This window comes from Anaerophaga thermohalophila str. Valhall (assembly GCF_000250735.1).
Lineage (GTDB): Bacteria > Bacteroidota > Bacteroidia > Bacteroidales > Marinilabiliaceae > Anaerophaga > Anaerophaga thermohalophila_A.
The window spans coordinates 1-22,609 of sequence record NZ_AHZV01000132.1 but is presented as its reverse complement, the minus strand read 5'-3'; the positions used below and the strand labels follow the sequence as shown (position 1 = coordinate 22,609).

The following is a 22,609-nucleotide window of genomic DNA, read 5'->3' as shown; positions in this document are numbered from 1 at the left end:
TACAAATTCGAGGGAGAGATACTATATTTTTCGGGTAGTCGTATAGTGAACCAACTCTTCCAAGCCATCGCGGGCATCACTCCCGGGAAATGTGCTCAGAATGGATAGCGCTTTATCCCTGTATTCCGTCATTTTTGTTCGGGCATAATCAATGCCTCCGTTCTCTTTGACAAATTCAACGATGGGTGCAATTTTTTTCCCGTTTTTATGATGCTTTTTTATGGTGCTGAGGATTTGTTTTCTTTTGGCTGGCGACTGTTGCGAAAGCACGTGGATGAGAGGAAGCGTCATTTTTTTCTCCTTCAGATCATTGCCTGATGGTTTTCCTGCCAGGTTGGTTTTTCGTAATCCAAAAGGTCGTCCCTAATCTGGAATGCAATGCCAAGATTCTGGCCGAAGTCATGCATCTTTGACACATCTTCATCCGTTGCACCTACCGAATATGCACCGGCAGAAGTACAGGCAGCAATAAGAGTAGCAGTCTTTTTTCGGATAATATCGTAGTAAATGTCCTCAGTAATATTTAATTTTCTTGATTTTTCAATTTGGAGTAGTTCACCCTCGCTCATTTCTTTCACTGCTTTTGATACAATTCTCAGTACTTCGGTTTGGTTCTCTTCAAGAGATTTAATAAGTCCCATGGCCAGGTAGTAGTCGCCAACCAGTACGGCAATTTTAGAACGCCATAAAGCATTGATGGAAAAAAAACCGCGACGCTGATAAGTTTCGTCCACCACGTCGTCATGAATCAATGTGGCATTATGAAGAAGTTCAATTAATCCGGCTGCAGTATAAGTGCCATCGCTTACTGTTCCATTCAGTTTTGCCGACAGGAAAACCAGCATCGGGCGCATCTGCTTTCCTTTACGGCGAATCAGGTAGTTAGTAATAATGTTGAGCAAAGGGATTTTTGTATCGAAGTTCTTCTTATAATACGGCTCGAACTTCTTCATTTCCTTTTCGATAGGAGATGTTATTTTGGATGATATCTTCATTGATATTGGTTTGCGTATCTGTGTTTTTTCATTTTTATCCGCAAGAGTAATGGTGGTTTCGCGTTTAATTTTTGATTCTGTGCTATTCAACTTTCAAAAATAACAAATTGATGCGTATTTGTGTTGTAACTGCTTTTAAATATCAATGTCATCTAAATATTTGGATATTTTAAACATTTAAATATCTAATAATCAAAATATCTTCATTATATTTGCCTGTTGGCAAATTGACAACTATTTCGTTTCCGGCGGTTGAAGACCAGACCATTACTGAATGGCTTTTAAAACATTCAAATGTTTCACAATAGTCAGTTAAAAAAAGCCAAAAAGACTAAACGCAAAGACGCAATGACGCAAAGGTTTTATTATGAGAGAGTTGCGATTTATGACAATAACTGTGTAAATAATTAATTAGTGTCTGTCCATAAAGTACCATTTGCTGTGTTACGCTTGCCACCAAAATACTCATTTACGAAAAGTAAACTGCGTTTTTGGCGGCTTCGCAAGCCTTGCAACCGGCACGTTCTGAACAGACACACATATTGCAAAAATTTATGCGAGTTTATAGACTCGCAGTAATTATCAGATATCTGTAAAATTTTAACAGAGTATTGGTTTAACGAACTATTGGCTTTCGAAAAGCAATAATTTATCCCGAAAAATTTATTGAAGTTTGCTATATGTAAATTATTAGATATAAGTAATCGACAGGCAGAAGTTTGCCAGGCAGAAGGCAGAAGTGTTAAATTTTGCAGATAAGAATTTTACCGTTAGTACCGAATATTGGCCTGATAAGCAAAAATTCAACTCCGCAAACAAATAATTGATATAGAGTGTTTTGTAATTTGAGTTAGATAAAAGATGTATCGTGAAATGAACATAGACAGGTTTACTACAGCAAGAAAATGTATAAGTTCTTGCATGCGAGTTCCATTCGACCTTAATAAATAAATTATGTACGAATGAAAATTATTGACAATGGAAGTACAAACAATGAAAATTAAAGACCTGGATGCTAACCAGCTCGACCGTGCCGCGAGTATGCTTAAGGCAATTGCACATCCCATGCGCATTGCCATTTTAAGTCATCTTGAAGACGGCAAAAAGTTAACTGTCACCGAAATTCACAACTTGTTGAATATCGAGCAAAGTACTACTTCTCATCATTTGGGCATACTTAAAGACAAAGGCGTTCTGGCCTCTCAAAGAGAAGGTAAAAACACTTATTATTTCCTGAAACACGACAGTTTACGGAATATTGTTGAGTGCGTCAGCCGTTGCTCGGTTGACTGAGATTTTTCTGATATTGTTTTGATGAAGGGCAGATAATGGTGAAGATCAGATTAACTAAAGAGTTCCGTTTCGAAATGGCCCACGCTTTGTGGAATTACGACGGATTGTGCAAAAACATTCACGGACACTCTTACATTCTGCAGGTAACGGTAATTGGTGAACCCTGCACTGACGAAAATAATCCCAGGTACGGAATGGTCATGGACTTTGGTGATTTGAAGAAGATTGTCAAAGAAGAAATCGTTGAAAAAATGGATCATTCTCTTGTTTTGAGTAACCGGGCTGATGTCGGCCAACTATTACAGATTCCGCAGCTCACCGATCGTCTTCACATCGTTGCGTATCAGCCTACCTGTGAAAACCTTCTGGTTGATTTTGTGCAGAGAATAAATGCCCGACTTCCACGGCATATCAAACTTTTCAGCCTGAAACTACACGAAACCGGCAATTCTTTTGCCGAATGGTATGCTTCCGATAATGAGTAGTTGTGCTTTTTTTCTTAATTTTCGGAAATAAAGCCTATACATCATGTCAGAAAAAACAAAAGAACTCTTTCTTCTTGATGCTTATGCGCTGATATTCAGAGCATATTATGCATTTATCCGAAATCCCCGTGTTAATTCCAAAGGTCTTAATACCTCAGCCATTTTTGGCTTTACCAATTCGTTGCTCGAAGTGCTGAACAAGGAAAATCCTTCTCACATTGCAGTGGCATTTGATCCGTCCGGGCCGACTTTTCGGAACGAACTTTATGAACCATATAAAGCCAACAGGGAAGCGACCCCGGAGGATATCAAAAAGGCTGTTCCTTACATTAAGAAAATATTGGAAGCCTTTAATATCAATACTATTCAGGTTGACGGGTTTGAGGCGGACGATGTGGTGGGAACCTTGTCGCGAAAGGCTGCAGACGAAGGGTTTAAAACTTTTATGGTAACCCCTGATAAAGACTATGCACAGCTCGTTACGGAACATACACGGATGTACAAACCCAAATCGGCAGGAAACGAAATTGAAGAATGGGGCATTGACGAAATACGCAAAAAATTTGGTGTCAAAAATCCCGCCCAGGTAATCGATCTCCTCGCACTCTGGGGCGATAGTGCCGATAACATCCCGGGATGTCCGGGTATTGGTGAAAAAAGAGCGAAGGATATCATCAGTAAATATGGTTCTATTGAAAATGTTTATGCTCACATCGATGATTTTTCCGGTAAACAGAAGGAAAATCTCATCAACTATAAAGATCAGGTCGAACTGTCCAAAAAGCTGGTAACCATTAACACCAGTGTTCCGATTGAATTCGATGAAAAATTATTCCTGCATGGCAGTCCCGATCTTGAAAAACTTCAACCTGTTTTTGAAGAGCTGGAGTTTAAAACACTGTGGGAGAAAATCGCAGGGAAACCCGGAAATTCGGCTACTCAGGGCTCTCTTTTCGGGGATGAAGAAGCGGCAAACATTCCATCCAGATCGTCAAAAAAAACAATTAAGGAAACCAGGCATCAATATTATCTGGTTGAATCGCAGCAGGCACTTGATGCATTAGCGGCCGACCTGAGCGTACAAAAAGAATTCTGTATTGATACGGAAACCTCGGCCATTGATGTATGGAAGAATGAACTCGTCGGTTTATCTTTTAGTTTTAAAAAAGGTGAAGCCTACTATGTTCCTGTTCCTAAGGACAAAAAGGAAGCTCAAAAAATTGTCGGAAGGTTTGCAAGTGTGTTTCAGGATAAAAAGATTTTAAAAATTGGTCAAAATATCAAATACGATTACCTGATGCTGAAACGTTACGGCGCAGATATGAAGGGCCCGTTTTTCGACACAATGGTTGCTCATCATCTGGTTCAGCCCGGACTGAAGCACAATATGGATTTTTTGGCCGAAACGTATTTGAATTATACACCGGTTTCGATTGAAGAACTCATTGGCGCCAAAGGGAAAAATCAGGGCAGTATGCGGAACATTGATAAACAAATCGTGACCGAATATGCCGGTGAAGACGCCGATATTACTTTCCAGCTCAAAGAACTACTCCTAAAAGAGCTTGAGAGATATAAAATGACCTCCCTTTTTCAGGAGGTGGAAATGCCGCTACTGAAAGTACTGGCGGAAATGGAATATACGGGTGTTTGTCTGGATACCGATGCCCTGAAAGAATATGCTAAAAAGCTCCAAAAGCGAATCAGTGAGTTGGAAAAAGAGATAGAACGTGAAGCGGGTACCGAATTCAACGTTTCCAGCCCGAAACAAGTGGGAGAAGTGCTTTTCGAAAAAATGAAAATCGACGATAAAGCAAAAAAAACCAAATCGGGCCAGTACAGCACAAACGAAGAAATTTTGCAGAAACTTCGCGACCGTCATCCTATCGTTGAGCATATACTTGAATATCGTGGGCTTAAAAAATTGTTAAACACCTATGTAGAGGCATTACCTAAATTAATAAATAAAGAAACGGGAAGATTACATACTTCCTTCAACCAGGCAGTAGTGGTCACAGGAAGACTCAGCAGTTCCAATCCTAATTTGCAGAACATACCCATCCGTGAAGAAGAAGGACGGGAGATGCGCAAAGCTTTTGTGGTTTCCGATGCTGATCATCTTTTCCTGAGCGCCGATTACTCCCAGGTGGAGCTTCGCCTGATGGCTCATCTGAGTGAAGACAAAAACCTACTGGATGCCTTCAACAAAGGGGAAGATATTCATGCTGCCACCGCGGCTAAAATTTTTAAAGTCGAAGTTGATAAAGTCACTCCGGACATGCGGAGAAAAGCAAAAACAGCTAATTTCGGCATTATCTATGGAATTTCAGCTTTCGGACTTTCTGAACGATTGAACATTCCTCGTGGAGAGGCCAAAGAAATCATTGATGAATATTTTCAAAGCTTCCCCGGTGTCAGGCAATATATGGATCGTGCCATCAGGCAGGCGCGAGACAAGGGCTATGTGGAAACCATGTTTGGACGCCGCCGCTATTTGCCCGACATCAATAGCCGCAATAGTGTAGTTAGGGGAGTAGCCGAACGAAATGCGATTAATGCGCCCATCCAGGGCGCTGCTGCCGATATCATTAAAAAAGCCATGGTTGCAGTGGACAGGGCTTTTGAAAAGGAAAACCTGAAAAGCAAGATGGTTATTCAGGTTCATGACGAATTGAACTTCGAAGTTTTAAAGTCTGAGGTCGATACTGTAAAGCAAATTGTTAAAAAAGAGATGGAATCGGCAGTATTACTAAAAGTCCCGCTTGAAGTAGATATGGGAATTGGCAAAAACTGGCTCGAGGCTCATTAGGGTCTGTACATAAAGTGCCATTTACTGTGTTATGCTCGTCCGAAAATTACTCATTTACAATGAGTAAACTCCGTATTTTCGGACTTTGCAAGCCTTGGAAATGACACTTTCTGAACAGACACATGATAAGTAGGAAATTTTTTCTACTTTATAGACAGGCACTCATTATCGGTACCGTGAAATTATCTGAACATTATTTCGAAAACCAAATGAAATGAGCCTGGCAAGGTTTCCCACAACAAGAAATATGTTTAAATGCTTACATGCCTGTTCCATTCGACCAATGACTTAAGTAAATTTTATACGAATAAAAAGGCTTCACGAGGCCTGTCAATTATTTTTTTGCTGTTAATTTACTTTCGCTGTAACTTTTCACAATCTTTTAGCGTCGCACCTCTACCAATTTACCTGAAACCGGATGACAGTAGAAGAATACAACGATTGTGTAAAACAGTATGCCGACAATGTTTACCGCTTTGTCCTGAAAAACATTCGCGATGAGGACAAAGCGGCAGATATTGTACAGGACGCCATTGTACAGGACGCCTATGAAAGAATGTGGAGACATCACAGAAATGTTCAGCCCGGCAAAGGAAAAAGCTACTTGTTTTCTACTGCCTATCATGTCCTTATTGACCATACACGCCGGGAAAAAAATTCGGTGAGAATTGAAGAGGCCGACCTTCGTGAATATACTCATTCAAAACAGTATTCGGATTTGCAGGAAATTCTGCACCAGGCGTTGGAACAGTTACCTTCCGACCAGAAAATGGTGGTTATGATGCGCGATTATGAAGGCTATTCGTATCAGGAAATTGGTGAAATGACAGGGTTGAGCGAAAGCCAGGTCAAAGTTTACATATACCGGGCCAGAGTATTTTTAAGAAAGTATATCGGGAAAATGGAGGTGGTGGTATGAGCAGAATTGACAGAAATAATTACGAGATATGGTTCATCGATTATATGGACGGAATACTGAGCGATGAATCTGAAAAGCAGCTGTTTGCTTTTCTTGAAAAAAATCCTGATTTGGCCGAAGAACTGGATAAGTTTGAAGAGTTAACGCTGCAACCCGCCGACATTTCCTTTGATGCTGCCAGCAGGCTTCAAAAGAGCGAAGCCGATGTGATGCAAATTGCCAGACCCGATTTCCTGATGATTAAACAGTTGGAAGATGGTTTGACGGAGGCTGAAGGACAGGAATTGGCTGAAGAAATTCGTAAAGACGAGTCGCTTATCAGAAAAGGAAGAGAATACCGGCTTACCAGACTGGCACCCGAGCTTATTGAATATGCCGGAAAACACTCTTTAATCCGGAAGGAAATTCGTCCGATGTTGATTCAGATTAGCAGAATTACGGCAGCGGCAGCCGCAGTTATATTTGTGATGATCTTCGGACTAAAGGTTTTTAACAGTGTCCCTGATGAAGACACGATCGCTCTGCATCCTCTGGAGCCTTTGCCGGCTGATATTAATGAAACTGTTGAGATAGAAAAAGATTTGAAGAATATAATAGAGCCGTATAATTCAGCTAAATTATTATCATCTCGACAAAAGGTTGAATATTCTGTGTCTGATATACAAGATGATATAAAGAGGCAGAATACAACCATAGAATCTTCTGGTACTATGGATGCTCCAATGGTTCCGCTTCCGTCACGCGGCTTTGATCAGACCTTGTTTGTGTCCGTGCCCAATGCCTACGAGGCAGGACTGCGTCACATGATGCCAATGTATCTTGATCTTAACCGCGAAAAACAAAATTTTATTGCAGAGAATAGAGAACCCGCATCGCCGGAAGAAACCAATAGTATTCTGGTTCGTGGAATCCAGTTTGTTGACAAAGTTTCGGGCGATCTGGTTAATTTTGATAAACTTTACGATGAAGATGGAAATTTTGTAGCCTACAACCTTAAAGCAGGCGGATTTGAGGTGGAAAAAAAGCTGAGAAAATAGAGGCGGTGTAAAAATGATGTATCGCTAAGTAATGCTTGTTCGTTAGCTCTCAAAAATTTTCACAATATGTGTGTCGGTTCAGAAAATGTCATTTACAAGGCTTGCGAAGCGGCCAAAAACGCAGTTTACTTTTCGTAAATGAGTATTTTGGCGGCAAGCGTAACACAGCAAATGGTACTTTATGGACAGACACTAAGTAGTGCTCGTCTAACTACTTTTCTATGCAATCCTGTAAAAGATTCCCCGTTCTCCGATCTCGGTTGAAATTTTACCGTTCGCCTGCAAAACATCCAGGTATTTATTAATTTCATTAACGTGTAAACCCAAAATGTTTCGAAGATCATAAACAGTGCAGGGACGCCGTGCAATGGTCTCAAGAATTGCGTATTCGGTGTCGTCGCGGTAAGCTTTGGAGTCTTGCCTTGTGGCAGCAGCTGCAACAACCTTCACATTTTCAAGCCCCAGTTTCTCGCGGATATTTTCCAGCTCCTCATTTGATGCCGCTCTTAAACCTTCTATGGCCCCGGGTCGATCCAGAGTGTTTAGTTGAACACGATGAGGCTGAATTTTTTCAATCGCATTTTTCAGCGCTTCAAGTTCTTCTGCGTTATCATTGTAACCTGGGAGGATAAATATTTCTAGCCATATTTTGCCTTTAAATTCTTTTCGAAACTGGATGAGGCCGTTAATGTGGTCATCAACCGACAGATGTTTTTCGGGGCGGTTCAATTTTTTAAAGGTACTGTTGGTTGCAGCATCCAAAGAGGGAAGCACAACATCGGCATCCATTAGTTCTTCTCTAACCTTCTTGTCTGAAAAGAGAGTACCATTGGTCAGCACAGCGACTTTTAAATCGGGATAGTTCTCCTTAATGAATTTAAGAACATCTCCTATTCTTGAATTGAGCGTTGGTTCTCCATAGCCCGAAAAGGTAATAAAATCCGGTGCAGGATGATTCTCAAGATAGGAAGTTAGCTCATTTATCACTTTCTGATAAGGAACATATTCCATCCGTTCGGTTGTCAGCTTAGTAGTTAGCCCTACTTCGCAATAAACACAATCGAGTGAGCAGACTTTTCGGGGAACCAGATCAATGCCCAACGACATCCCCAATCTTCTTGAAGGAACCGGGCCAAAAATGAATCTATACATAATTCTCTGGGCTGTTTTGATGAATTAGTACTACGTGCTAAGGAAGTGAGTTCAATATTTTTTCAAAGGTATAACTCTTGTTTAGAATTTGTACAAACAAGCCCGGTTTTAACATATTTTTCTTGTTTGACTGATCAAAGATGAACCGTGAATTGCTTTAACACTTTGTTTGATACTATGTCAAACTTCTGCCTGCCGGATGCTCTTATCTGACTCAAATTACAGAAAAATATTTATGAGCAAACTGTTGTACAGTTTTTGATGTTTTCTTATCAGACCAATTTTCGTAATAAGTTATTAACAATATTCCGTCATACATACAAAGCAATAGTCCGTTAATTTTTTGTAAGCTCCTTATATTCAACGGGTTATATTCAAGTGATTTGTTTTGATAAAATGCAGATTTTCAACAGGATACAAATCATCTTGTATCTTAAAACTAATAATCTAACGATCTATTGATAAAGATGTCTGGTATTAATTGTTTAAACAATTTATGGCACAAGTCACAACTCTCTCATAAAAAAACTTTGCATCAAATATGTCTGCGTTTAGGCTTTTTTCAACTGACTATTGATAAAAAATCCACCAAATTAAATACTTCTGCCTTCTGCCTTTTCCTGTCGAATACTTATATCGAATAGTCTGTTAAAATCTGACGATTTGTTAATTCCCTGTCATTTTTAATGGGTTGGCGCTTATTTCTGTTATATTTGCATTCTGATAGGGAAAATGTTTTACCCATGAGCAATACTGCCGCCAAACGAAAACTTAGAAGTTCTTATGTAACAACCGTGATAAGTATATCACTGGTACTTTTTCTTTTAGGTATTATCGGGCTTCTGATCCTGAACGCTCAAAGGTTGTCAACGTATGTAAAAGAAAATCTGGGATTTACCATTCTGGTAAACGACAATTCTCGAGAAGCTGAAGTTCAGAGGCTTCAAAAAATCCTGAATGCATCATCTTATGTACGCGAGGCTGTTTATGTGAGTAAAGCTGAGGCTGCTGCTATCATGGAGGATGAACTGGGAGAAGATTTTGTCGATTTTCTGGGATATAACCCACTGTTATCAAGCATCGAGGTTAAAGTTTTTGCCGAATATGCGAATCCTGACAGCATGGCGGTTATTGAAAATCAGGTTTTGAACTTTCCGCAGGTAAAAGAGGTTTATTACCAGAAGAATCTGCTTCATGCGGTCAACGAAAATATTGAAAAAATAGCCATAATACTGGGTGGGTTTGCCATCTTGCTGTTGGTTATAGCCATTGCTTTAATTAATAACACCATACGATTATCGGTTTATTCCAGGCGTTTTTTAATCAAAACCATGCAGTTGGTTGGTGCGACCAGAGGCTTTATACGGCGTCCTTTCCTGGCAAAGGGCATTTTGCATGGCCTGGCCGGCGCTACCGTGGCCATTGTTCTACTATCGGCGCTTATTTACGGGTTAACCAATGAAATGGAAGGGATGATTGGTTTTGACAATTTTTGGTTGCTTGGAACGCTTTTTGCAATTGTGATTGTTTTGGGGATATTAATTACACTGGTTTCCACGTTTTTTGCCGTAAACAAATATTTACGACTGAAGGCTGACGATTTGTATTTTTAGAAATTAAAAGAACGGTAATATGTCAAAAAAAACGACAGAAAAGAAATCGGAGATGGCGCTTGAAAAACAGAATTACCGGTTACTGGCCATCGCATTCATCATTGTCGTCATTGGCTTTTTGTTAATGACGGGCAGTAGTAATGAAGACCCGCAGATTTTTAACGAAGACATTTACAGCTTCCGGCGTATTACCCTTGCGCCTCTTGTTGTCTTATTCGGCTTTTTGTTTGGTATTTATGCCATAATGAAGAAACCCGCCGATGCCAAAAAAGCCGGAAAGCAAGGGGAAGAATAACTTTTTTAGCCACCTGAGTTCATACATATTTTTATGTCTGTTCCAGTGTCACCTGCTAAATTTTTGAATAAAGCAGGTTAAACACCATTCAACTATGTCTGCCCTGTTCGGGGTGGACATTTTTAACGTTAAATAGGAGTATTTGTTTGGTATATAATAAATTAGATGAATTGGTTTGAAGCTTTAATTTTAGGTTTGATTCAGGGGTTGACAGAATTTTTGCCGGTGAGCAGCAGCGGCCATCTTGAAATCGGAAAACACTTACTTGGTATTGATTCCCCGGATAGTTTGCGTTTTACTGTCGTAGTTCACGGAGCGACCGTTTTGAGTACCCTGGTGGTTTTCAGGCAGGATATTGTTTCGCTTCTCCTCGGTCTGTCGCGTTTTCGGTGGAATACTGAAACACAATATATTGCAAAAATCGCTGTTTCAATGATTCCCATTGCTGTTGTAGGGCTGTTTTTTAAGGATTATGTTGAAGAAATTTTCGATGCCGACAATATGTTACTCGTGGTTGGACTGATGTTATTGATAACCGCGGCGTTACTGGGTTTTACTTATTTCCGAAAATCGGGTGAGCGTGATATTGGTTTTTGGGATGCTTTAGTGATTGGTGTTGCTCAAACCATAGCTGTTTTGCCTGGAATTTCGCGTTCCGGGGCAACCATTGCAACCGGTTTATTGATAGGGAATAAACGTACCGAAGTGGCGCGTTTTTCATTCCTTATGGTATTGGTGCCGATTTTGGGCGAAAATATTCTTTCATTATTAAAAGCGGATGTTTCTCAAGCTCCTGTTGATGGAGCTATTGGCCCCTGGGTTCTTCTGACGGGATTTTTGGCTGCTTTTATCAGCGGTTTGCTGGCTTGCCGGTGGATGATCGAGATTGTCAAAAAAGGACGGTTGATCTATTTTGCTATCTATTGTGTCATCGTTGGAGGCTTGGCAATCGGGGGCTATTTGTGGTAATTTTGAATGAAGAACGGACTTAAATGAAAATAGAAATCACAACAGATATTTTACAGATTGCTCACCCAAAGACGTTTTCAGAGGGCCGGATTTTTTTGATTGATAAGCCTTACAGATGGACATCCTTTGATGTGGTGAAAAAAATACGCTCACGTCTGCAGCATGGATTAAAAATAAAGAAAATAAAGGTTGGTCATGCAGGCACACTGGATCCGCTGGCAACGGGCCTGGTTATTGTTTGCACCGGTAAAGCAACGAAGAACATTGACCAGCTGATGGCCAAAGAAAAACACTACTTTGCCAAAGTAAAATTCGGGGCTACAACCCCTTCTTTCGATCTTGAAACGGAAGTTGACAGGGAATATCCTTATGGACATATCGGGAAAGAAGAGATTGAGACAACCCTGAGTCAGTTTTTAGGCGAACAGCAGCAAATACCACCCGGATTCTCAGCCATCAGGATCAATGGGAAACGCGCTTTTCACATGGCCAGAAAAGGTGAAGAGGTGGAAATGAAGGCTCGCAAAGTGATATTTCACGAATTAAGGTTGTTGAACTATCAAAATAATGAAGCTGAAATATTTGTGCGCTGCAGTAAAGGGACCTATATACGTTCTTTTGCCCGCGATCTGGGGCTAGCCCTTGGTTCCGGAGCTTATTTATCCGGACTGAGGCGTACGGCAATCGGGAATTATAGTATTGATAAAGCTATGACTATTGAATATTTTGATAATCAGTTTAATATTTTAATTGAAAAATGGCGAAACAAAGGACTGATTTGATTTATGAGCGTGGTATAAAAAGACATTTTTTTGTCAAAACAGCACAGAGTTTGGCAACAAAGATGCTTTTTAGACCGAACTCATTTATATTGAGTATTGTTGAAAAAGGGCAGCAGATTCCTGAATCACAAGTTACTCCGGCAGGTAGATGAGTAAGAAAAAATAAAAAATTTTTTTGAAACAAATTGATTATTCCTGCGTATAAGTTACGCTTATTTTTGTGCAAAATTTTGAATTATAAACCATACAAAACTACAAGGCGGCATTATGAAATTGTCAAAGTTTAAATACAAATTGCCTGAAGAGCTTATTGCATTGCATCCCGTACCTAACCGCGACGAGTCGCGTTTGATGGTTGTACATAAGGACACCGGGAAAATTGAACACAAAATTTTTAAAGACATCATTGATTATTTTAATGAGAAAGATGTCCTTATTTTTAATAATACAAAAGTCTTTCCGGCACGATTGTATGGGAACAAAGAAAAAACAGGTGCCGAAATTGAAGTATTCCTGCTTCGTGAATTGAACAAAGAACAGAGATTGTGGGATGTATTGGTAGATCCGGCCAGAAAAATCCGGATCGGGAACAAACTTTATTTTGGAGAAAATGACACACTGGTAGCAGAAGTTATTGACAACACAACTTCACGTGGCCGTACGCTTCGTTTCCTTTTTGACGGCTCTTACGAAGAATTTAAGGAAACACTTTACAGCCTGGGAGAAACCCCTTTGCCCAAGTTTATTAACCGAAAAGTTGAACCAGAGGACAGGGAACGTTATCAGACCATTTTTGCGAAACACGAAGGAGCCGTGGCAGCCCCGACCGCCGGAATGCATTTTAGCCGTGAATTACTGAAACGTTTTGAAATAAAGGGGATCGATTTTTCTTATATCACTCTTCATGTTGGTCTTGGCAGTTTCAGGTCTGTCGATGTTGAAGACCTGACCAAACACAAAATGGATTCGGAACAAATTATTATTCCTGAAGAATCTGCCCGCATCATAAACAAGGCAAAGGACCAGCGCAAGAGAGTGTGTGCTGTTGGAACAACGGTAATGCGAACCATCGAGAGTTCTGTTTCTACCAACGGGCACGTGAATGCTTTTGAGGGATGGACCAATAAATTTATTTTTCCACCGTATGAATTCAGTGTTGCCGATGCTATGGTTTCCAATTTTCATCTGCCGTATTCCACATTACTCATGATGGTAGCAGCCTTTGGCGGTTATGACTTGATTATGAAAGCATACAAGACAGCCGTAAAAGAGAAATATCGTTTTGGAACTTATGGAGATGCAATGCTTATTATCTGATTGCAACAACAAAGAATTGTTTTTCCCGCATTCATCTTATTTTTGAATGTGGGTTTTTTTTATTTTTTCGTAACTTTTGCTGCATTAATCGGCAATTTGCTATAACCTGTTAAAGCTATGATAAACATCCTTGTTCCCGTTACATTTACCGATTATTCGGTCAATGCACTTACTTATGCTTTGACCCTCGCCGGTAAATTTCCGTCGACAGTAACTATTTTGCACAGTTTTCCCGAATATGAAGACCTTGAGGAAGAGGCCGCACCCGACATGCCGAACTCCGAGGAGAGCATACAACGAAGGGAACAAAATGCGAGAGACCGGCTGGCCGAGCTTTGCCAGGCTACCATCAACAAAATGACTACTATTCAGGATCGAAATATTGAGCTTCAAAACAGGTTTGAGTTTGGATATCCCGAAGATGTGATTACGGAAGTATGTAAGGAGATGAATTCTGATGTGGTCATTATGGGTACCAAAAGCAAAGGGGAAACCATAAAAGAACTGCTTGGAAGCATCACTGCTGATGTAATGAAGAGAGCTGAATCTCCCGTTCTTGCCGTGCCGGCAAATTCGAAAGTCGACCTCGAAAAACTCAGTAAGGTTTTGTTTATTACCGATTTTAGCGACAGCGATTATATTTCCATTCATAAGCTGGTTCGTCTTATTACTCCATTTCATACCGAAATACATGCCATCAGGTTTGTTAGTCATAAACCCGATAAAGCAGACATAAGAAAACAAGAGCAATTCAGAGACTATTGTAAAGCCACATACCGTAACCACCAGATGAAATTTGGTTTTGAAAAGGGCGAACCGTTTATTCCTGCTCTTGAAAAATATGTTGGTGAAGATAATATTGATTTGATCGCTATGACCAAACGAAAGCGCAATATGATTGCTCAATTGTTCAGCCCTGAAATTACCCGTAGAATTCTTTTTCATACCGATATACCTTTATTGGTATTCCATCCCTGAACCGGGATGGACCTTTACCTGTTTTTAAAGAAGACCCGGACGAACAGAGATATATACTGAGAACTAACAGCGCTAAACATGGGAACTAAAAAAATGAAAATCGGGATTCTTTCTGCCGGAGGCGATTGTCCCGGAATCAATGCCACCATCAGGGGCATCGGCAAAACTGCTATTGTTGAATACGGGATGGAGGTGATTGGTATCGCCAATGGTTTTACCGGCCTCCTGGAGAAAGATGTTATTCCGCTGAATGAACAGCTTTTGTCAGGGATTCTCACACTGGGAGGTACGATTCTGGGGACATCCAGAATGAAACCTTTTAAGCAACAGGAAGGGGACATCGTTTCTGATAAGCCGCAGCTTATTAAGCAAAACTATAAAGAACTTGGCCTGGATGCATTGGTTTGTATTGGTGGCAACGGCACCCAGGAAACAGCCAACCTCCTGAGTCGCGAAGGACTTAATGTGGTTGGTATTCCCAAAACTATTGATAACGATGTTTGGGGTACCGATGTTACTTTCGGATTCGATACTGCCCTGCATATTGCCACTGAGGCCATCGACCGGCTTCATACCACGGCCAATTCGCATAAACGGGTCATGGTGATTGAGGTGATGGGACACCATGCCGGATGGATCGCTTTACACTCCGGAATTGCAGGAGGTGGAGATGTTATTCTTATACCCGAACTGGAATATGACATGAACGTTGTTGCCAACTGCCTGATTGAACGCAACCGAAAAAAGAACCTTACTCTATTGTTGTTGTTGCTGAAGGAATTAAAACCGGCAAAAAGAAAAAAAACGCAGGGGCGTTTATTGCCAAGAAAATCCGAAAAATGACCGGTCTCGAAACAAGAGAAACGGTTCTCGGTTATATTCAGAGAGGAGGAAGTCCCACACCGGCCGACCGGATTCTTGCTACCCGTTATGGCGCTTATGCTGCTCAAATGATCTACGAGGAAAATTTTGGACAAATGGTTGCCATACGTGGAAACGAGATCATCAGTATACCGCTGGAAGAAGTTGGCGGTCGTCTGCGGCTGGTCGATCCTGAAAACGGGCTGGTGAACAAGGCCCGTCACATGGGTGTTTGTTTCGGTGATCAATGATGGATGGTTTTATTAAACGAGCATGGCAAAAAGAGATTTAAGACAGATTGTAAGATGTTTAGATTATCAGATATAAGATAACCCAGGTTAGACTAAATTTATACTGAACGGATGAGTAAAACTAAAATTGAAGAACTGAATAAACGATTTCCGGAGAAAGACCCCACAGAATTGCTTAGCTGGTTCCTTAATGAATATGGGGATAGGGTAGCACTCTCGTCAAGTATGGGGGCCGAAGACCAGGTGCTGACCGATATGGTGCTGAAAATTAAACCGGATGCCCGCATCTTCACGCTGGATACAGGAAGATTGTTCCCGGAAACTTACGACCTGATTGACCGCACCAATAAAAGATACAATACAAAGATTGAAGTACTGTTCCCTGATTACAAACAGGTGGAAGAAATGGTTAACACCAAAGGGATCAATCTTTTTTACGAAAGCATTGAAAACCGCAAGCTTTGTTGTCATATCCGAAAGATAGAACCGTTAAAACGCGTCTTTAAAACCCTTGATGCCTGGATTTGCGGGCTACGTGCCGGACAATCTGTGACACGCCAGAATATTCAGGTTGTTGAGTGGGACGATAACAACGGGCTTATCAAAGTTAACCCTTTGGCTCGTTGGTCAGAATCCGATGTATGGAACTATATCAAAGAAAACAAGGTGCCTTATAATCCGCTCCACGATAAAGGATATCCCAGCATTGGTTGCCTGCCATGTACCAGGGCCATTGAGCCATGGGAAGATGTGCGTGCCGGGCGGTGGTGGTGGGAAAATCCCGAAAGTAAGGAATGCGGGCTGCACAAACGTTAATCTATCGAATGATTTCTGTATGCGTTCCTGTATATAATGCTGATGTGCGAAATCTCGCGCTTATTCTTGACAAACAGGCCGGGCAGTTGGCTGTACCCGTTGAGCTGGTTTTTATCGATGATGCATCCGACGAAGATTTCAGGAAAACAAACCGTGAAGTTCATAAATTTGGGCGATTCATTGAGTTAGATGCCAATATCGGAAGAGCACGGATCAGGAACCTGTTTTTAAAATATACTGTGTATAACTATCTGTTGTTTCTGGATTGTGATGCACAAATTATTTCAAACGAGTTTTTGGATAATTATTTTTCGGCCATTCCATCCAATTATGCTGACGTGGTAATTTGCGGGGGCAAAATTTATCCGGAAGAAAAGCCGGAACGAAATCGTCGTTTGCGATGGAGATACGGAATTTTGAAAGAAAGCACTCCGGCTAAGGAACGAAGACGATTCCCGAACCGTTCTTTTATGAGCAATAATTTCTTGATCAGTCGTCAATTATTGATTAAATTCCCTTTTGATGAAAATTTATCGGGATATGGGCATGAGGATACACTCTTTGGGTTCAACCTGAAGAAGAATAACATCAACATTGTTCATACAGACAATCCTGTTATGAACGGGGAGCTGGAAACCAACAATGAATTTTTAAGTAAGGTTAATCAGAGTATTATCAATCTGAAGAAAACATTGGAAATAACCGGATATGATCAAAATTATATAAAGGATAACAAATTATTGCGGTTTTACTATCGCAACAGAAAATTACGATTTTTATTGACTCCGGTTCTCGGAATGATTCATCCGGTTATAAAATTTTTACTTGCCAGCGGATTTGTCAGCATTTGGTTGTTGAATATCTACAAATACAGGATGTTTGTTAAACAAATGCGATAAACAAAAAAGCAGAAACAAATGAAGCGGGTCAGAGTAATAATAAGCGGCAGAGTACAAGGCGTAGGCTTTCGCTATTTTGTTCAGGATAATGCACTTCGCTTTGGGATTAACGGATATAGTAAAAAATATGCCGGGAGGTAATGTGGAGGTCGATGCTGAAGGAGAGGCGGAGCCGTTAGACCGTTTTTTGATGGCATGCAGGCAGGGGCCTCCGCAGGCAAGAGTCGATGACTTTGTTATTCAGGATGTCCCGGTTTATGGATATACCCGGTTTCGCATACGGCATTGTGACGATATTTGAGGATTTTTAAGGCCCATTACCGGCAGATGGCACCATTACTCCTTTTCTTCATAAAAAGTCAGCAGGTCTTCAATTTGCTCGCAACTGTTATCGGGGGAGAATTCAATGATTTGATATTGGCCGATTCGTTTTTTGTAAAAAGGATCCTGATTTAGTAAAGCATGCAGACTCTCCATGTCTTGCAGGCAGGATAAAATTACTTCACCGGTATTAGGGGTTCGTGGGCCTGAGGTAATAATATTGCCCTGTTCCATTTGTTCTTTAAGGAAAGATTTATGTTGTTGTTTGACGGCATTGATCTGGGCATCAGAGCTCCGGTATTGAATCAGGATTACGAACATTGAGCAGGATTTTTTTAATTTAAAATTAAAATATACGAAAATGCATGATTAAAGTTTCAGCCGATAAGAAGGCTGCTTCGTAAACTTTATGTATATTTCAGACCCGAAATCACAAAGTATTGTTACGATGGAAATTCAAAAGCTAAAACCAACCTTCTATTTTGCCGGAACTATTGTTTTGTTTGCTATTCTGAGTTTCGTTTACTTCAGTCCCGTTCTGAAGGGATATGAGTTACCTCAAATGGACAACATTCACGCCATCGGGATGTCTCAGGAACTTGTTGAACATGAAGAGGCAACCGGTGAACATTCGTTCTGGACCAACTCCATGTTTGGAGGAATGCCTGCCTATCAGATTAAAGGAGATTCTTCGGCTAACATTTTCAGTTATATCAACAGAATCGTGCGTTTTGGATTGCCTTATTCTACGGTTGCTATTTTGTTTCTTTATCTTCTGGGCTTTTATGTCCTTCTTCGAAGTATGAAAATGGGGAAGTTATTATCTCTTCTGGGGGCTATAGCTTTCGCATTCGGATCCTATAACATTATCATTATCATCGCCGGGCACATCACCAAAGCTTATGCTATTGCAATGATGGCTCCTGTTATTGCCGGTATTTTGTATACCCTCAACAGCAATAAATGGAAGGGCGCATTTTTTACTGCTTTCACCCTCGGTTTGCATATCGCCTATAATCATGTGCAGATAACTTATTATCTTTTTATTCTGGTTTTGGTTTTAATGCTCAGCCGTTTCATCTATGCCTGGAAAGACGGTCAAATCAGGGATTTTCTCATCAGAGCTGCAATCCTGGTTGGAGCCGCACTTTTGGCGGTTTTGCCAAATTTACCGCACCTTTTGCCCACATACGAATACGGAAAATTCAGTATAAGGGGGCCTTCCGAATTGGAATCCTCTACGAAAGAGGGAGAACAGGATGCAGGCCTCGATCGTGATTATGCTTTCGACTGGAGCTACGGAAAAGCGGAAACACTGACGCTCTTGATCCCGAATGTTATGGGGGGTGCATCCGAACCTTTGTCAAAAGATCCACGGGCAATGGAAGAGGTGGACAACAGGTTGAGGGAAATTGTCGGAGGGCAATCGCAATACTGGGGAAGCAAGCCCTTTACATCAGGGCCGGTTTATGTAGGTGCGCTGATTTGTTTTTTCTTTGTTCTCTCATTGTTTTTCTACAAAGGCCGTGAAAAATGGTGGTTGGTTGCCGCAACTATACTTTCCATTATCCTGGCATGGGGGAAGAACCTGGAGTGGTTTAACTATTTTATGTTCGATCACTTCCCTCTCTATAATAAATTCCGGACTGTTGAGATGACTTTGGTTGTTGCAACTGTCACAATCCCTCTTTTAGGGATGATAGGTTTAAAAAAGGTTGTCGATAATCCTGCATATATTCGCGAGCAGAGTAGTAAGTTTCTTGCCGCCTTCGGGCTTACCGGTGGCGTTGCATTGATCCTGTATTTATTTCCCGATTTGTTTTTCAACTTCATGAGCCGGGAAGAAGTCACTGCCCTCGCGCAACAAAAGCAGGATATGCCTGATCAGGCTATCCTGATTGATCAGGTGATTATGAACATGAAACAGGCACGCATGGCCTTGCTGAAAACCGATGCATTAAGGTCATTCTTTTTTATTTTACTTGGAAGCGGCTCTCTTTGGTTGTACGCTACCAATCGTGTTTCGAAGAAATATATTCTTCCGGGATTAGTTTTGCTGGTACTTATTGATTTATGGGGTGTTGACAAACGATATCTGAACAGCGACGACTTTGAAGCTCCCCGGCAGATTTCCAGCCGGTTTGAGGAGACAAAAGCCGATGCATTTATTCTGGAAGACGATGATACCAATTTCAGGGTTTTTACCATTTATCGCAATCCTTTTACCGAGGTGAATACATCCTATTTTCATAAATCAATAGGCGGATATCATGGTGCTAAACTGAGGATATATCAGGACATTATTGATTATTATCTTCAAAACAACTGGCAGATGCTCATGGGACATTTCAGAAACGGGGGATCAAGGGAAGAGGCGTTGGACCTTTTAGACGGAATGCCGGTTTTGAATATGCTCAATACAAAGTATGTTGTTTATCATCCGGGACAAGAACCCGTCAAAAACATCCATAATTACGGAGATGCCTGGTTTGTTAATAATTTCAAAGTTGTCCTGTCTGCCGAAGAAGAGATATCCGGACTGAGAAATGTGGATTTGCAAAAAACAGCCCTCATCAGGCAGGACCGACTGGATGATTCCTGGAAGTCGTATCAGAATGACAGAGAAGGTGGAAACATTGAGTTAATAACTTATGCTCCCGATAGGCTGACCTACAAAGTAACATCTCCCGGAAAGAAAGTTGCTGTGTTCAGCGAGATTTATTATCCTGCCGGATGGAATGCATACATCGACGGGGAAAAGACCGAAATAAAAAGAGTTAATTATATCCTCCGGGCATTAATGGTTCCCGATGGGGAGCATACGGTTGAATTTCGTTTTGAGCCGTCATCAGTCCGCCTGGCCAACACCCTTGCCATTTTCGGAGGCATTTTAATACTTCTTTTTGCCGCTTTCCTGCTGTGGAAATATAAACCGGACTGGTTAAGAAAATCTTGATAATTGATGAAGAGAAGCATCCGGCATGGCATGATTTGTGTTTTTATTCGATCAAGGAATTATGATTTAATGTATACAACAATAAATAGTAACAGTAACAATGAAGAAATTAAGAGGAAAAAAATGGCTGGGATGGAGCACCGGAATAGCAATTGCGTTAATAATATCTCTGGGGTTTGTATCTGCGAATAATGAAGAGAGGAATTTTTCCATTGTAAAAAATCTTGATATTTTTTATTCGCTTTTTCGTGAACTGAATACTTATTACGTGGATGAAACCGACCCGGAAGAACTGATTGAAACGGGTATTGAAGCAATGCTCGAATCGCTGGACCCTTATACTACCTACATCTCCGAAACCGAAATGGATGATTTTAATTTTATGACCACCGGTGAGTATGCAGGTATCGGGGCACTCATTACCCGCCTGGACGACTATGTTTGTATTTCCGAACCCTATAAGGGCTTTCCGGCCGATGAAGCCGGACTCAAAGCCGGCGACAAAATCCTTTCCATCGATGGTTTTGATATGAAGGGCAAAAGTACGGAAGAGGTGAGTAATAAGCTTAAAGGACCGGCCAATACCGAGGTAAAAGTAGTTGTTGAACGTTACGGTGTAGAGGAACCACTGGAAGTCACCATCATCAGGGAGAACATCCAAATAAATCCGGTGCCGTATTATGGATTGTTAGAAAACAATACCGGAATTATTGTGCTGAATAACTTCACACATAATTGTGCCCGCGAGGTGGAAAATGCACTCAGCGATTTGAAAGAACAGGGCGCTACGAAAATTATTCTTGACTTAAGAGGCAACCCCGGCGGATTGTTAGATGAGGCGGTTAAGGTTGCCAACCTTTTTATTCCCCGGGGGTCGGAAGTTGTCAGCACCAAAGGAAGAATTAAACAGTGGGACAAAGTTTACCGGGCCACAAAAGCCCCTGTTGATACGCTTATTCCTCTCTCTATAATGATAAACAGAGGCTCTGCATCGGCGTCTGAAATTGTGGCAGGCGCTATTCAGGACCATGACCGGGGAGTAATTGTTGGAAACCGGTCATTCGGTAAAGGGCTGGTTCAGACAACCCGGAACCTCCCATATAATGCTAAGTTGAAAGTAACAACCGCAAAATATTACATCCCCAGCGGGCGGTGTATCCAGGCGCTCGATTATTCACACCGAAATGAGGACGGAAGTGTGGGATATGTTCCCGATTCTCTTGTCTCGGAATTTCAGACCGATAACGGGCGCACGGTATATGACGGTGGCGGAATTTCTCCCGATGTGGTAGTGCCCCGCGATACCCTTAGTAATATTGCTTATGCCCTGATGGCCCAGCAAACCATTTTCAAATATGCAAATGTCTTTGTTTCTGAGAATGTTTCCGTTGCAAAACCGGAAGCGTTTGTTGTCTCGGATGATTTATATAGCGACTTTACCGGTTTTGTGACCTCCCTTGATGATTTTAAATATACTTCTGCAAGTCGCGAACGTTTCAGAAAGTTGGTTGAGGCTGCCAAAGAAGAAGGATATTATGACATCCATCTGGATGAATTTAAAGCGCTTGAAGAGAAGCTCGATGTTGATGTTTCGTTTGACTTAAAAACATTCCGTGATGAAGTAGATGACCTTTTGGGAAATGAGCTCATGAAACGTTACTATTACCAGGAAGGCACCATTAAATATGCTTTGAGGCACGATAAGGTTCTCAAAAAAGCGCTTGAAGTGATGAATGACGAGGCGCAATACCGTGGCATTTTGAGCGGCGCTGTTTTAAGTCATGCAGGGGACCGGCTTCACAGATAGAAAAAATGAAACAAACTTGAAAACGATTTTAACCTGCTTTATTCATAAGTTTTC

21 protein-coding genes and 1 pseudogene are annotated in these 22,609 nt (G+C 41.1%); 19 read left to right on the top strand and 3 right to left on the bottom strand.

The window, feature by feature from the left end; all coding sequences use genetic code 11:
• Nucleotides 1-21: 21 nt before the first annotated feature.
• Nucleotides 22-845 (bottom strand): annotated as a pseudogene (locus tag OQ5_RS25255) (polyprenyl synthetase family protein).
• Nucleotides 846-1,973: 1,128 nt separating this feature from the next.
• Here OQ5_RS25255 and OQ5_RS0107050 point away from each other — a divergent pair.
• The 5 genes from OQ5_RS0107050 (at nucleotide 1,974) to OQ5_RS0107030 (ending at nucleotide 7,538) form a co-directional block, all read left to right on the top strand.
• Nucleotides 1,974-2,288: an ArsR/SmtB family transcription factor gene (locus tag OQ5_RS0107050; RefSeq protein ID WP_016776809.1), complete on the top strand. Its 315-nt coding sequence runs from the start codon at nucleotides 1,974-1,976 to the stop codon at nucleotides 2,286-2,288.
• Nucleotides 2,289-2,323: 35 nt separating this feature from the next.
• On the top strand, nucleotides 2,324-2,773 hold the full coding sequence (locus tag OQ5_RS0107045; protein WP_016776808.1) for a 6-pyruvoyl trahydropterin synthase family protein: 450 nt from the start codon (nucleotides 2,324-2,326) through the stop codon (nucleotides 2,771-2,773).
• Between the two features lie 43 nt (nucleotides 2,774-2,816).
• Complete coding sequence (polA, locus tag OQ5_RS0107040) at nucleotides 2,817-5,582, top strand: DNA polymerase I (protein ID WP_016776807.1); 2,766 nt, start codon at nucleotides 2,817-2,819, stop codon at nucleotides 5,580-5,582.
• A gap of 418 nt (nucleotides 5,583-6,000) precedes the next feature.
• Nucleotides 6,001-6,501, top strand: a complete 501-nt coding sequence (locus OQ5_RS0107035; RefSeq protein ID WP_016776806.1) for an RNA polymerase sigma factor — start codon at nucleotides 6,001-6,003, stop codon at nucleotides 6,499-6,501.
• On the top strand, nucleotides 6,498-7,538 hold the full coding sequence (locus tag OQ5_RS0107030; RefSeq protein ID WP_016776805.1) for a hypothetical protein: 1,041 nt from the start codon (nucleotides 6,498-6,500) through the stop codon (nucleotides 7,536-7,538). The genes OQ5_RS0107035 and OQ5_RS0107030 overlap by 4 nt, the downstream gene beginning before the upstream one ends.
• Nucleotides 7,539-7,757: 219 nt before the next feature.
• On the opposite strand, the gene OQ5_RS0107025 is transcribed toward OQ5_RS0107030, so the two are convergent.
• The gene (locus tag OQ5_RS0107025; protein WP_016776804.1) at nucleotides 7,758-8,690 is read right to left on the bottom strand and encodes a radical SAM protein; all 933 of its coding nucleotides are present in this window, start codon (nucleotides 8,688-8,690) and stop codon (nucleotides 7,758-7,760) included.
• Nucleotides 8,691-9,433: 743 nt separating this feature from the next.
• Between OQ5_RS0107025 and OQ5_RS0107015 the strand changes: the two genes are divergently transcribed.
• The 12 genes from OQ5_RS0107015 (at nucleotide 9,434) to OQ5_RS24395 (ending at nucleotide 17,772) form a co-directional block, all read left to right on the top strand.
• The gene (locus OQ5_RS0107015) at nucleotides 9,434-10,303 is read left to right on the top strand and encodes a cell division protein FtsX (protein WP_026055156.1); all 870 of its coding nucleotides are present in this window, start codon (nucleotides 9,434-9,436) and stop codon (nucleotides 10,301-10,303) included.
• Between the two features lie 19 nt (nucleotides 10,304-10,322).
• Nucleotides 10,323-10,598, top strand: a complete 276-nt coding sequence (locus tag OQ5_RS0107010) for a DUF3098 domain-containing protein (RefSeq protein ID WP_016776801.1) — start codon at nucleotides 10,323-10,325, stop codon at nucleotides 10,596-10,598.
• A gap of 165 nt (nucleotides 10,599-10,763) precedes the next feature.
• A complete protein-coding gene (locus OQ5_RS0107005; protein ID WP_016776800.1) occupies nucleotides 10,764-11,567 on the top strand; it encodes an undecaprenyl-diphosphate phosphatase in 804 nt (267 codons plus the stop codon).
• A 23-nt stretch (nucleotides 11,568-11,590) separates the two neighbouring features.
• Nucleotides 11,591-12,349: a tRNA pseudouridine(55) synthase TruB gene (gene truB / locus OQ5_RS0107000; RefSeq protein ID WP_016776799.1), complete on the top strand. Its 759-nt coding sequence runs from the start codon at nucleotides 11,591-11,593 to the stop codon at nucleotides 12,347-12,349.
• 267 nt (nucleotides 12,350-12,616) lie between these two features.
• Nucleotides 12,617-13,666, top strand: a complete 1,050-nt coding sequence (gene queA / locus OQ5_RS0106990) for a tRNA preQ1(34) S-adenosylmethionine ribosyltransferase-isomerase QueA (RefSeq protein ID WP_016776797.1) — start codon at nucleotides 12,617-12,619, stop codon at nucleotides 13,664-13,666.
• Nucleotides 13,667-13,783: 117 nt separating this feature from the next.
• A complete protein-coding gene (locus OQ5_RS0106985; protein ID WP_016776796.1) occupies nucleotides 13,784-14,644 on the top strand; it encodes a universal stress protein in 861 nt (286 codons plus the stop codon).
• Nucleotides 14,645-14,722: 78 nt separating this feature from the next.
• Complete coding sequence (locus tag OQ5_RS20490; protein WP_255297426.1) at nucleotides 14,723-15,487, top strand: ATP-dependent 6-phosphofructokinase; 765 nt, start codon at nucleotides 14,723-14,725, stop codon at nucleotides 15,485-15,487.
• Complete coding sequence (locus tag OQ5_RS24405) at nucleotides 15,403-15,756, top strand: 6-phosphofructokinase (protein ID WP_369688186.1); 354 nt, start codon at nucleotides 15,403-15,405, stop codon at nucleotides 15,754-15,756. Before OQ5_RS20490 ends, OQ5_RS24405 begins: the two co-directional genes overlap by 85 nt.
• A gap of 111 nt (nucleotides 15,757-15,867) precedes the next feature.
• Nucleotides 15,868-16,572: a phosphoadenylyl-sulfate reductase gene (locus OQ5_RS0106975; RefSeq protein ID WP_016776794.1), complete on the top strand. Its 705-nt coding sequence runs from the start codon at nucleotides 15,868-15,870 to the stop codon at nucleotides 16,570-16,572.
• Between the two features lie 8 nt (nucleotides 16,573-16,580).
• Entirely contained in the window at nucleotides 16,581-17,471 is an 891-nt protein-coding gene (locus OQ5_RS0106970) for a glycosyltransferase family 2 protein (protein ID WP_016776793.1), read from the top strand.
• An 18-nt stretch (nucleotides 17,472-17,489) separates the two neighbouring features.
• Nucleotides 17,490-17,612: an acylphosphatase gene (locus OQ5_RS24400; RefSeq protein WP_255297425.1), complete on the top strand. Its 123-nt coding sequence runs from the start codon at nucleotides 17,490-17,492 to the stop codon at nucleotides 17,610-17,612.
• Nucleotides 17,599-17,772, top strand: coding sequence for an acylphosphatase (locus OQ5_RS24395; protein ID WP_016776792.1), 174 nt, complete (start codon nucleotides 17,599-17,601; stop codon nucleotides 17,770-17,772). Before OQ5_RS24400 ends, OQ5_RS24395 begins: the two co-directional genes overlap by 14 nt.
• Before the next feature lie 35 nt (nucleotides 17,773-17,807).
• Here the strand turns inward: OQ5_RS24395 and OQ5_RS0106960 are convergent, their stop codons facing one another.
• On the bottom strand, nucleotides 17,808-18,113 hold the full coding sequence (locus OQ5_RS0106960) for a YciI family protein (RefSeq protein ID WP_016776791.1): 306 nt from the start codon (nucleotides 18,111-18,113) through the stop codon (nucleotides 17,808-17,810).
• A gap of 127 nt (nucleotides 18,114-18,240) precedes the next feature.
• Between OQ5_RS0106960 and OQ5_RS0106955 the strand changes: the two genes are divergently transcribed.
• Both OQ5_RS0106955 and OQ5_RS0106950 read left to right on the top strand, forming a co-directional pair.
• Nucleotides 18,241-20,748, top strand: coding sequence for a YfhO family protein (locus tag OQ5_RS0106955; protein WP_016776790.1), 2,508 nt, complete (start codon nucleotides 18,241-18,243; stop codon nucleotides 20,746-20,748).
• 100 nt (nucleotides 20,749-20,848) lie between these two features.
• Nucleotides 20,849-22,555 carry a S41 family peptidase gene (locus OQ5_RS0106950; protein WP_016776789.1) on the top strand — a complete coding sequence of 569 codons (1,707 nt, stop codon included), beginning with the start codon at nucleotides 20,849-20,851 and terminating at the stop codon, nucleotides 22,553-22,555.
• Nucleotides 22,556-22,609 lie beyond the last annotated feature (54 nt).